The 12133-nt window shown below is 55.3% G+C and carries 4 protein-coding genes, 2 tRNA genes and 3 rRNA genes; 7 read left to right on the top strand and 2 right to left on the bottom strand.

What is annotated here, in order from left to right:
- Window positions 1-276 precede the first annotated feature (276 nt).
- From E4T21_RS02675 to rrf, 5 genes are all read left to right on the top strand, one after another.
- Window positions 277-1814 (top strand): 16S ribosomal RNA (locus E4T21_RS02675).
- Window positions 1815-1885: 71 nt separating this feature from the next.
- A tRNA-Ile gene (locus E4T21_RS02680) sits at window positions 1886-1962 on the top strand.
- Window positions 1963-2072: 110 nt separating this feature from the next.
- A tRNA-Ala gene (locus tag E4T21_RS02685) sits at window positions 2073-2148 on the top strand.
- 274 nt (window positions 2149-2422) lie between these two features.
- Window positions 2423-5304, top strand: a 23S ribosomal RNA gene (locus tag E4T21_RS02690).
- A gap of 97 nt (window positions 5305-5401) precedes the next feature.
- Window positions 5402-5517 (top strand): 5S ribosomal RNA (gene rrf, locus E4T21_RS02695).
- The 16S, 23S and 5S rRNA genes sit together here with 2 tRNA genes alongside, the layout of an rRNA operon.
- A 261-nt stretch (window positions 5518-5778) precedes the next feature.
- Here the strand turns inward: rrf and E4T21_RS02700 are convergent.
- On the bottom strand, window positions 5779-6765 hold the full coding sequence (locus E4T21_RS02700) for a helix-turn-helix domain-containing protein (protein WP_187775092.1): 987 nt from the start codon (window positions 6763-6765) through the stop codon (window positions 5779-5781).
- 161 nt (window positions 6766-6926) lie between these two features.
- Here E4T21_RS02700 and E4T21_RS02705 point away from each other — a divergent pair, with 161 nt between their 5' ends.
- Together E4T21_RS02705 and E4T21_RS02710 are read left to right on the top strand one after the other, a co-directional pair.
- Window positions 6927-9077, top strand: coding sequence for a TonB-dependent siderophore receptor (locus E4T21_RS02705; protein WP_149283273.1), 2151 nt, complete (start codon window positions 6927-6929; stop codon window positions 9075-9077).
- A 64-nt stretch (window positions 9078-9141) separates the two neighbouring features.
- Entirely contained in the window at window positions 9142-10017 is an 876-nt protein-coding gene (locus tag E4T21_RS02710) for an alpha/beta hydrolase (protein ID WP_187775093.1), read from the top strand.
- Here E4T21_RS02710 and E4T21_RS02715 read toward each other — a convergent pair.
- Complete coding sequence (locus E4T21_RS02715; RefSeq protein WP_187775094.1) at window positions 9989-11971, bottom strand: DUF4139 domain-containing protein; 1983 nt, start codon at window positions 11969-11971, stop codon at window positions 9989-9991. The genes E4T21_RS02710 and E4T21_RS02715 overlap by 29 nt on opposite strands.
- Window positions 11972-12133 lie beyond the last annotated feature (162 nt).

Consider the following 12133-nt stretch of genomic DNA (forward strand, 5'->3'; position numbering starts at 1 on the left):
AGAAGGATGTTTGGCTACGGCCTGAACATCAACCTTGAAAAAGGCACTTGACGAAAGCTTCTGAGTCTGTAGAATACGCCTTCCTCGCAGGGCGATCCGCGAAGCGGATCAAGTCACAAGACAGCGAGATGCTCTTTAACAATTGATCAGGTAATTCATGTGGGCGCTTGCCGATATGTTAGTGACAAGTCACTGAATATCAAGGCAAGCGACTCGTCAAACGAGACGTTTGAACCTTGAGCCAAGTTTGGTCCACTTAATGGACTATCAAGCTTTTAACTGAAGAGTTTGATCATGGCTCAGATTGAACGCTGGCGGCAGGCCTAACACATGCAAGTCGAGCGGAAACGATGGAAGCTTGCTTCCAGGCGTCGAGCGGCGGACGGGTGAGTAATGCATAGGAATCTGCCCGATAGTGGGGGATAACCTGGGGAAACCCAGGCTAATACCGCATACGCCCTACGGGGGAAAGCAGGGGATCTTCGGACCTTGCGCTATCGGATGAGCCTATGTCGGATTAGCTAGTTGGTGGGGTAAAGGCCCACCAAGGCGACGATCCGTAGCTGGTCTGAGAGGATGATCAGCCACATCGGGACTGAGACACGGCCCGAACTCCTACGGAGGCAGCAGTGGGAATATTGGACAATGGGCGAAAGCCTGATCCAGCCATGCCGCGTGTGTGAAGAAGGCCTTCGGGTTGTAAAGCACTTTCAGTGAGGAAGAAGGCCTTCGGGTTAATACCCTGGAGGAAGGACATCACTCACAGAAGAAGCACCGGCTAACTCCGTGCCAGCAGCCGCGGTAATACGGAGGTGCGAGCGTTAATCGGAATTACTGGGCGTAAAGCGCGCGTAGGTGGCTTGATAAGCCGGTTGTGAAAGCCCAGGCTCAACCTGGGAACGGCATCCGGAACTGTCAGGCTAGAGTGCAGGAGAGGAAGGTAGAATTCCCGGTGTAGCGGTGAAATGCGTAGAGATCGGGAGGAATACCAGTGGCGAAGGCGGCCTTCTGGACTGACACTGACACTGAGGTGCGAAAGCGTGGGTAGCAAACAGGATTAGATACCCTGGTAGTCCACGCCGTAAACGATGTCGACTAGCCGTTGGGCTCCTTGAGAGCTTTGTGGCGCAGTTAACGCGATAAGTCGACCGCCTGGGGAGTACGGCCGCAAGGTTAAAACTCAAATGAATTGACGGGGGCCCGCACAAGCGGTGGAGCATGTGGTTTAATTCGATGCAACGCGAAGAACCTTACCTACCCTTGACATCGAGAGAACTTTCCAGAGATGGATTGGTGCCTTCAGGGAACTCTCAGACAGGTGCTGCATGGCTGTCGTCAGCTCGTGTTGTGAAATGTTGGGTTAAGTCCCGTAACGAGCGCAACCCTTGTCCCTATTTGCCAGCGATTCGGTCAGGGAACTCTAGGGAGACTGCCGGTGACAAACCGGAGGAAGGTGGGGACGACGTCAAGTCATCATGGCCCTTACGGGTAGGGCTACACACGTGCTACAATGGCCGGTACAAAGGGTTGCGAAGCCGCGAGGTGGAGCTAATCCCGAAAAGCCGGTCTCAGTCCGGATCGGAGTCTGCAACTCGACTCCGTGAAGTCGGAATCGCTAGTAATCGTGAATCAGAATGTCACGGTGAATACGTTCCCGGGCCTTGTACACACCGCCCGTCACACCATGGGAGTGGACTGCACCAGAAGTGGTTAGCTTAACCTTCGGGGGAGCGATCACCACGGTGTGGTTCATGACTGGGGTGAAGTCGTAACAAGGTAGCCGTAGGGGAACCTGCGGCTGGATCACCTCCTTAATCGACAAGTCACTGACTGTCGGTAAGTGCTCACAATGAATTACCTGATCAAGATAGAGCAATGACTGTTTGGGTCTGTAGCTCAGTTGGTTAGAGCGCACCCCTGATAAGGGTGAGGTCGGCAGTTCAAATCTGCCCAGACCCACCAAGTTCAAGCTGGAAGCCATCAGTTTGAAGCTGTAAGTAACCCTGGCATGGAAGAGCTATTCAGTGCGAGGTTTTCTTTCAGCTTGAGGCTTGTTGCTTAAAGCTCAGAATGGGGCCATAGCTCAGCTGGGAGAGCGCCTGCCTTGCACGCAGGAGGTCAGCGGTTCGATCCCGCTTGGCTCCACCATCTTGCCGCAATAAGCCTTAAGCTTTAGCGGTAAGAAAAGACGCTACCATACAGTCTGATAATAAGTCCTAAGCTATAGGCTTGAGGTGACACTGAACAAAGCTGTCCCCTTGGAGCTTACAGCTTAGAGCTTATGGCTCTAAACGCTCTTTAACAATGTATATCATGCTGACAAAGTCTCTTTCTCTTCCCGGAGAAAGAGCAACGATACGTTTCAAGCGTATCCGGCAATTGTCGTGATCGTCATCGATTGACAGACCCCTTGGGGTTATATGGTCAAGCGATGAAGCGCATACGGTGGATGCCTTGGCAGTCAGAGGCGATGAAAGACGTGGCAGCCTGCGATAAGGTTCGGCGAGGTGGCAAACAACCTGTGACCCGGACATTTCTGAATGGGGAAACCCACCCAGCACAAGCTGGGTATCTTGTACTGAATACATAGGTACAAGAGGCGAACCGGGGGAACTGAAACATCTAAGTACCCCGAGGAAAAGAAATCAACCGAGATTCCCCTAGTAGCGGCGAGCGAACGGGGACCAGCCCTTAAGCAACACAACTGGTAGGCGAACAGACTGGGAAGTCTGGCCATAGTGGGTGATAGCCCCGTAGCCGAAACCTGAGTGTTGTGAAATCGAGTAGGTCGAGGCACGTGAAACCTTGACTGAAGACGGGGGGACCATCCTCCAAGGCTAAATACTCCTGACTGACCGATAGTGAACCAGTACCGTGAGGAAAGGCGAAAAGAACCCCGGAGAGGGAGTGAAATAGATCCTGAAACCGTATGCGTACAAGCAGTGGGAGCAGACTCGTTCTGTGACCGCGTACCTTTTGTATAATGGGTCAGCGACTTATTTTCAGTGGCGAGCTTAACCGTATAGGGGAGGCGTAGGGAAACCGAGTCTTAACTGGGCGACCAGTCGCTGGAAATAGACCCGAAACCGGGCGATCTATCCATGAGCAGGTTGAAGGTTGAGTAACATCAACTGGAGGACCGAACCAGGATCTGTTGAAAAAGATTTGGATGACTTGTGGATCGGAGTGAAAGGCTAATCAAGCCCGGAGATAGCTGGTTCTCCTCGAAAGCTATTTAGGTAGCGCCTCACGTATCACCGCCGGGGGTAGAGCACTGTTTCGGCTAGGGGGTCATCCCGACTTACCAACCCGAGGCAAACTCCGAATACCGGTGAGTGCAAGCGTGGGAGACACACGGCGGGTGCTAACGTCCGTCGTGAAAAGGGAAACAACCCAGACCGTCAGCTAAGGTCCCGAAATCCTGGTTAAGTGGGAAACGATGTGGGAAGGCTTAGACAGCTAGGAGGTTGGCTTAGAAGCAGCCATCCTTTAAAGAAAGCGTAATAGCTCACTAGTCGAGTCGGCCTGCGCGGAAGATGTAACGGGGCTAAACCAGGTACCGAAGCTACGGGTTCGTCGAATGACGAGCGGTAGAGGAGCGTCGTGTAAGCCGATGAAGGTGGATTGAGAAGTCTGCTGGAGGTATCACGAGTGCGAATGCTGACATGAGTAACGACAAGGGGAGTGAAAAACTCCCCCGCCGGAAGACCAAGGGTTTCTGTTCGACGCTAATCGGAGCAGAGTGAGTCGGCCCCTAAGGCGAGGCCGAAAGGCGTAGTCGATGGGAAACGGGTTAATATTCCCGTACCTCACTGTATTGCGATGGGGGGACGGAGAAGGCTAGGTGAGCCAGGCGTTGGTTGTCCTGGTGAAAGTCAGTAGGCTGGGGATTTTGGCAAATCCGGATCCCTAAGGCCGAGAGACGAGACGAACTGACTACGGTCAGGAAGTCATCGATGCCACGCTTCCAGGAAAAGCCTCTAAGCTTCAGATACAGTGGGACCGTACCCCAAACCGACACAGGTGGTCAGGTAGAGAATACCAAGGCGCTTGAGAGAACTCGGGTGAAGGAACTAGGCAAAATGGTGCCGTAACTTCGGGAGAAGGCACGCCGCATCAGGGTGACAGGACTTGCTCCTCGAGCCCGAAGCGGTCGAAGATACCAGGTGGCTGCAACTGTTTATTAAAACACAGCACTCTGCAAACTCGTAAGAGGACGTATAGGGTGTGACGCCTGCCCGGTGCCGGAAGGTTAAATGATGGTGTTAGCTCACGCGAAGCTCCTGATTGAAGCCCCGGTAAACGGCGGCCGTAACTATAACGGTCCTAAGGTAGCGAAATTCCTTGTCGGGTAAGTTCCGACCTGCACGAATGGCGTAATGATGGCCACGCTGTCTCCACCCGAGACTCAGTGAAATTGAAATCGCAGTGAAGATGCTGTGTACCCGCGGCTAGACGGAAAGACCCGTGAACCTTTACTACAGCTTCACACTGGACGCTGATGTTGCTTGTGTAGGATAGCTGGGAGGCTTTGAAACTCGGTCGCCAGATCGAGTGGAGCCAACCTGAAATACCAGCCTGGCATCATTGGCGTTCTAACTCAGGACCGTTATCCGGTTCGAGGACCGTGTGTGGTGGGTAGTTTGACTGGGGCGGTCTCCTCCCAAAGAGTAACGGAGGAGCACGAAGGTACCCTCAGCACGGTTGGAAATCGTGCATTGAGTGCAAGAGCATAAGGGTGCTTAACTGCGAGACAGACACGTCGAGCAGGTACGAAAGTAGGTTCTAGTGATCCGGTGGTTCTGTATGGAAGGGCCATCGCTCAACGGATAAAAGGTACTCCGGGGATAACAGGCTGATACCGCCCAAGAGTTCACATCGACGGCGGTGTTTGGCACCTCGATGTCGGCTCATCACATCCTGGGGCTGAAGTCGGTCCCAAGGGTATGGCTGTTCGCCATTTAAAGTGGTACGCGAGCTGGGTTTAGAACGTCGTGAGACAGTTCGGTCCCTATCTGCCGTGGGCGTTGGAGATTTGAGAAGTGCTGCTCCTAGTACGAGAGGACCGGAGTGGACGTACCTCTGGTGTTCCGGTTGTCACGCCAGTGGCATCGCCGGGTAGCTATGTACGGACGGGATAACCGCTGAAAGCATCTAAGCGGGAAGCCCCCTTCAAGATGAGATCTCCCTGAGGCCTTGAGCCTCCTAAAGGACCCAGCAAGACCAGCTGGTTGATAGGCCGGGTGTGGAAGCGCTGCGAGGCGTTGAGCTAACCGGTACTAATGGTCCGTGAGGCTTGACCATATAACACCCAAGGGGTTTTTGGTCGATGACATCACGACGAACAATTGACGGATACGTTGGAACGTGTCGATCAGCATGATATGCATTGCCTTTTTCGCCTGACGACCATAGCGAGTGGGAACCACCTGATCCCTTGCCGAACTCAGCAGTGAAACCGCTCAGCGCCGATGGTAGTGTGGGGTCTCCCCATGTGAGAGTAGGTCATCGTCAGGCATTTATTCGAGAAGCCCCGATCATCAAAAGATGGTCGGGGTTTTTCACATTCTGAGGCAGGCGACGAGCGACGAGCACGCTGCGCTCGGGCAGCGAGCCGTGCTGTGGCACCAGGCCGCTCAAGCCCGCAATATTCAGAGCAACCCCAGTCATCAGCGGTGGCTGGGGTTGTTGCGTTTCTGGAGGTTGGCACTGTACTCAGTGGTGTCACCATGCTGCTCGAAGCTCGAAGCTCGAAGCTCGAAGCTCGAAGCTCGTAGCTCACATCTTCCCCTGCTTTCGACAGGCGCTAGGGGTCATGCCGTAGGCCTTGCGAAAGGCGGTGGCAAAGTTTGCAGCGCTGTTATAGCCGGCAATGGCGGCGGCGCTTTCGATACTGATGGACTCGTGGGTGAGGGCGTCATAGGCACGTCGGAGCCTTCTTTGTCGCAGATGCTCTCCCAGTGGAGCGCCGAATTCTCGATGATATCGGCGCTGTAGCTGACGCAAGCTCATGCCGAGGCGCTGGGCGAGTTGTGATTGGCTCAACTGGCCGGCTTCTCCACTGTTGATCAAGACTTCCAGTCTCTGTGTCCAGTCTTGTGAGGGGAAACTGGTGTGGGTGACAGGGGAGTCGATGGCGGCGAGTGATTCACTGATCAGGTTGAGCGCCACAGCCTCGAGATCAAGCAGTCGCAGAGAAGTGGCTGTGGATGAGATATCCAGGGACTCGAGTTTATGGACAAGGTTCTGAGAGGGCTGCCAGTACTCTATCCTGATCGGCAGATCAGGAAATTGCTGGCCTAGCGGAGCACCGAAGAGCCCGAGTGCCGAGCTGTGGCCGAGGCGGCGCAATAGCCAGGCTGGAGTTGCGGTCAGTACCACGCTGTATTCGATGCCACCCTTGATGCCCTGGCGCTGAAAGACTGCAGGATGATCCAGGGCTGCAACCATGGCCTTGAAGCGGCTGTTCTGGCCAAGCATCAAGGACTGCCCCGCCAGGCTGATGCGAGCCTCTCCCTTCCATACCATCGCTACTTTCAGGCCTGGTGACAGCAGGGCTTCGCTATGTAGGCCGACACGATCACGTATGCGATTGATGCGCAGGAAAAGCCCCGGTTGTACCTCATGCTGGTACATGTGACCCAATAGTGGAGCCTGGCCGAGAGGCTGCATGGTGGTGGAGCATCGATGATTCTGGGTAAGTACACTGGCCAGTGAACGAATGTCACTGAGGCCCACCAGAGGCGAGCTGTTGAAGACTCCCACTTTTGCATGTCCTGATTGAGCAGGATCGGCATTTCTGCCGTGTCCGCAAATATGACTGGTAGCCGGGCAAAGGTAATGCCGGTTGCAGGATGTAACAATGCCCATCATGAATAAGAAATGCAACTCGTTATCATTAAGCTTATTGGCGGGCAAAGGGAATCATGAAGCAGAACAAGGGGCGGGTACTTCAATCGCTGTGCGCTGGAAGTGTACTGACGCTGTCGACAGGAGTGTCGGCTCAGGATGGTGTGACAGCCGAGGTGGATCTTGGTACCGAGCGCGTCGTCGGAGTGCGGCTTTATGACATGCTGTCTAGCGAGGCGACGGGGGGCTATTCCGTCGATGCGGTGACGGTAGGTACCAAGGTGCCGGCGGCGCTGCGGGATATTCCGCAGTCGGTCAGTGTGGTGACTCATGAGGCCATCAAGGACCAGAATTTCAGCACTCTTGATCAGTTGGCTCGCCATACGCCAGGTGTGCGCACGCTTAGCAACGACAGTGGACGTTCATCTATTTTCGCTCGCGGCTACGAGTACGATGCCTACAGCATTGATGGCTTGCCAGCACCGATGGCCAGTATCAATGGCACCTTGCCCTCGCTGGCGGCCTTTGATCGAGTCGAGATCATGCGTGGCCCTTCGGGGCTGTTCAACAGCACCAGTGAGATGGGTGGTATCGTCAACTTAGTCCGCAAGCGTCCCACGGACAGTTTTCAGGGTGAGTTGACCGGTAGTGTTGGTACTGAACATGATTATCGCGCAGGGATCGATGTTTCCGGTCCTCTCGATAGCCAGGGACGTATACGCGGCCGACTGGTCGCCGAGCAGACCCAGCAGCCGGAGTGGGTCGATGACAACGAAAATGAACAGACCGACCTCTATGCGGCACTGGACATCGACCTCACCGACGCTACCGAGCTGTCGCTCGGGTTCATCCATAATGCCCGGGATATTGTCGTCAACAATGGGCAGCCGCTCGACAGTAACGGCAATCTGCTCTACGGCCATCGTGAGGATTTCTATGGTGCTGACTGGAACAACTTCGACAGCGAGTCGTATGACGTCATTACCGAGCTGACGCATCGCTTCACCAATGGTGGCTATGGGCGCCTTGCAGCACGCTACAGTGACCGTGATGCTGATATGAACTATGCCTTCGGTGGCAGTGCCCTGGATGAGGAAGGTCGGCTTGGTGTTGCCGGATTCGGTAGTGTCGTCGATGATCAGGCGTTGTCACTGGATGCCAGTTATACCCAGGCCTTTGATGCTTTCGGCAACGCCAACGAGTTTGTCGTGGGGGTCGATTACAAAGACTATGACACCGATAGCCAGCAAGGACGTGCGCGCGGATTGACCTCCAGCTCGGTGACGAAGGGCGAGCTCAATGACCTGAGCTATGTGGACATTCTCTCTTCTGCTGAAGCGGGGGTACCGGGTTTCCGTTTCAGTGATTATCAGTCACAGCTTGAGGAAACCGGCGCCTATGGCAAGGTAATATTGCGTCCTCTCGAGTCGCTGGCTCTGATTGCCGGTGCCCGTGTCAGTCATTTCGATGTGCACTACAACGATAGGGCGGGGAACAGCCAGGCATCCATGGATGACACGGCTGTCACTCCCTATGCGGGGCTGGTCTATGATCTGGACTGGAATCACTCGCTGTATGGCAGTTACTCCAAAGTGTTCAAACCTCAGACTCAGATCGATGCCAGTGGTAATCTCATTGATCCGCGCGAAGGTGATCAATACGAGCTGGGCATCAAGGGCGTTTACCTGGATGGTGACCTGAATGCTCGTATCAGTGCTTTTAGCCTGACTGACAGTCATCGCGCTGCATCGTCCTCGGACCCTGGTGCCGACTACTACATCGATAGCGGCGAGGTCGAGGTTACTGGCGCCGAACTGGAAGTGACTGGCAGCATCACGCCCCAGTGGGATCTAATCTTCGGTTACACCTACATGGATATCGAAGTGAAGAAAGAGACGCCTGATGACATCACTTTCTCGTTGATGCCGGAGAATCAGGTCAATCTGTGGACCAAGTATTCCTTCGAAGGCGGTGCTCTGGATGGTTTGCATGTTGGTGGTGGCATGACGGCAGTCAGCGACTTCAGTACCAGCAGTGGTATCGAAGCGCCAGGTTATGCGGTGTTTGATGCCATGCTTGGCTATGACTTCACTCGCCAGTTGAGTGGCCAGCTCAACGTCTACAACATTTTCGATCGCGACTACTACACCCGTGTCGGTGCTGCCAACACCTTCAACTTCCCCGGGGCCCCCGCCAGTGCCGTTGCCACATTGCGTTATGACTTCTGAAGATACGCTGGATCAGCGTCTGCTACCTTCAGGACTTTTTATTACAGCGCTAGGGATTGTGCTGATGACTATGATGACTCCAGCAAATGGACAAGAAGTAGCTTCCTCGGAGCCTGAAGCGGTTGTTCTGCCGTACAGCGAAGCCTTCGACTTGGAGAGCAGCAGCAAGCCGGGCAGGAGCTATCACATTGAAGTAGCCTTGCCTTCCGCGCCGGCACCAGAAGAAGGTTATTCGGTACTTTATGTACTGGATGGAAACGCGCGCTTCCCTCTGCTGAGGGAAGCGCGTGAAACGCTGACTCGGGATGGGCCGAGTGGCAATGCTCTACCGTTGTTGATTGTAGGCATTGGCTATCCCGGAGTAGAGCGTTTCGCCCTTGAGCAGCGAGCTCTCGACTACACTCCTCCAGGGGACGGTATTGGTGATGGCCAAGGTGGAGCCAAGGATTTCCTGCGCTTCATCATGGATACCCTGCGACCGACAATTGCCGAGCGTTATGCGGTAAATGATGAACGTACGGCCTTGCTGGGGCACTCATATGGCGCCTTGTTCGCCCTTCATGTGCTGCAGACTTGTCCAGAGTGTTTCCGTGACTACATCGCGATCAGCCCTTCTCTATGGTGGAACCAGGGCAAATTGCTCACGGAGTTTCATAAACTGGTTCAGGGTGCCGAATGGTGTGAAGCGCTGCGTGGGCATCGTCTGCTGTTGGGTGTCGGAGGTAATGAACAGAAGCCCCGGCCTGACGAGGATGAAACGCTCTCCAGCCTGCGTGAGCAACGGGCTATGGTCGACAACACCATTGCGCTTGGCCAGTTGCTCGACGCGCATTGCTCACAACTGACCAATGAACAGATGGTGTTCGCAGGAGAAGATCATGGCAGTGTGATGTGGCCTGCCGCTCGTCAGGTCATGAAGTTCCTGGCAATTGGCGAATGAAGGCATCGATTGCTGCCTGTCGATCACGCAATGCTGTCCGGGCTTTTTGCTGCTCATCTTCGAGCTGGGCAATGCGATTCTCTTGGTTTTCCAGCATATTGAGATAGCGTTGTCCTAGCTCGCTGTCAGGTGGTACTGCTGCAAGGTTGTCACGAACACGGGCCTGGCTGCTCTCGGACTGCTTGATCTGGGCAGTGATTTCATCCACTTCTCGCTGGGCTTGGCTGGCCTGGCGTTTCAGCTCAGCGAGATCGGACAGGCGCTTGGCGGTATTGGCATCCACAGCATTGCCCGACCAGGCAAAGAGACTTCCCGCATCAATATCTGCCAAGGCAATGACTTCCGTGTCATGTCGTTCCAGAGTGGCCACAACGTCGCGTTCACGGCCTGCTTCGACATCCACGCGTAACCGGTAATGTGTCGGAGTGGTGATGTCGAGTTCTGGTGAAGAGAAGTCCCAGCCATTCTGGCGAGGGTGCTCGATAATGACGGTACGAGGTGCGTCTTCTGCCCCCTTGATGGTATAGGTCGTGACCCTGCGCGATGTGTGGATGGCATGCAGGGTGTCGTCGACGATGGTGATCTGGGTCTGGTCCTCGGGTATGCTCCGGGTGCTGATCTCTACCTTATGGTCAGCGGCAAAACTGACCATTCGGCTCTCACCATCGGGCAACTCCCTGAGCTGGGCATCACCAATATAACCATTGTCCCGATCATAGACGGTCAGGATGCCGGCGGGCAGGCTTGTGCCGGTATCGTTGACCAGTTGCAGGCTCGCGATAGGGTGGGTTCTGCCACCTTCTGGCTGAAACACGGAAACCTGTTGAGCGGGTATTTCTCCGTCGATAAAGGGCACGGCCAGGGTCTGACCTGAGGCAAGGTCGATAGCATGAGGAAGGCGATAGTTGGCTTGGGTTGTCCCTTCACTGGTGTCGGCACTCTGATTCGAGTTTGCGATTGAGCGGGGCGAAGGTGCTGCCTCGGCAACCGCCATATCTGCTGCCATCCTGGCTTGAGAAAAGCGCTGTAGCTGGGGGGGACTTGCGCCCATGGCGACTTGCTTGGTGTCGTCAGGTTCTGGGGCCGCCGAGGCGCCAACCATCACCGGGACCTCTTCACGCTGGTGCCAGTAGCGTTGATGCAAGCGCTGAGTGAGTGTCACAGGGGCTCCGGAAGACAACGTCAGCGAGATGTCATTCCAATCTTCGCCACTGGCATTTTCGATCACTCCCCAGGCTTGCAGTCTGGCCTGGGAGCCCTGCTCATCCATGACCAGGCGATAAGCGCTCTTCCAGACCGGGGCCGGTACGACATAGGAGAGTGTGACCTCGCGCTCGCTGTCGCCGGCAAGAGCGATGGTAATTTCGCGTACCTGGTCAGTATTCCCTCTTCCACTGGCCCGTGCGGCATCGGTGATTCGCTCGCGCATGGTAGCGTCGAGGATTTCGATGGCAGTATCGGTGCCCAGCCGCATGACTTCCATTTGCCCATCTGCATTCATCAGTGACAGCACGGGTTCACTGACAAGCTGGCCGTCCTGAACTGCCATTGGACGCTCGGTCACGCCCAGAACCGTCCCCTGCAGGGTACGGCCCTGAGAACTGGCACGAATCTGTATACCTTGAAGCGTGGCCACCAGTTCAGGCAAGGAGCTGAGCTGCTCGGAGTTGAAGGGCAGGCGGCGAAAGGTTTCTTCAACGGCAGCCAGGCCGTCCAGACTCATGCCCTGGACACTACCCTGTGGATCCTGCACCACCAGGCTCTTGAGAATATCGTTGACCTGTGCCAGAGGGACTTCCAGGCGTAGTTTGCTGTCGGCACTTACGCGGGTACTGCGCTGTATTTCGGCCAAGCCGCCGCGGGAGAGCGTGATGCTATCGATATGCGAGTCGACAAGTGTATCTGCCGCCCATGCGGGCGGCAGTAGAACAGAGGCAGGTAAGGTCACGGTCATGATCGCAAGCGTCTTGCGCCAGTTGCCACAAGGTGTGGGCTTGTGCTGCTTGGTCCTGCCTGTCCCGACCGTGCCTGAACTGGACTTGATTGTCCGAGCCCGAACGTCCGACTTTTCCATTGTCCACCTGCCTTGCCCTGAATGCCTGCATGGTTCACAGGT

The organism is Halomonas binhaiensis, assembly GCF_008329985.2.
In the GTDB taxonomy this organism is placed as follows: Bacteria; Pseudomonadota; Gammaproteobacteria; order Pseudomonadales; family Halomonadaceae; genus Halomonas; species Halomonas binhaiensis.

Coding starts and splice junctions, on each gene's coding strand:
- E4T21_RS02705 (WP_149283273.1), top strand. CDS start 6,927: ATGAAGCAGAACAAGGGGCGGGTACTTCAATCGCTGTGCGCTGGAAGT.
- E4T21_RS02710 (WP_187775093.1), top strand. CDS start 9,142: ATGACTATGATGACTCCAGCAAATGGACAAGAAGTAGCTTCCTCGGAG.
- E4T21_RS02715 (WP_187775094.1), bottom strand. CDS start 11,971: ATGACCGTGACCTTACCTGCCTCTGTTCTACTGCCGCCCGCATGGGCG.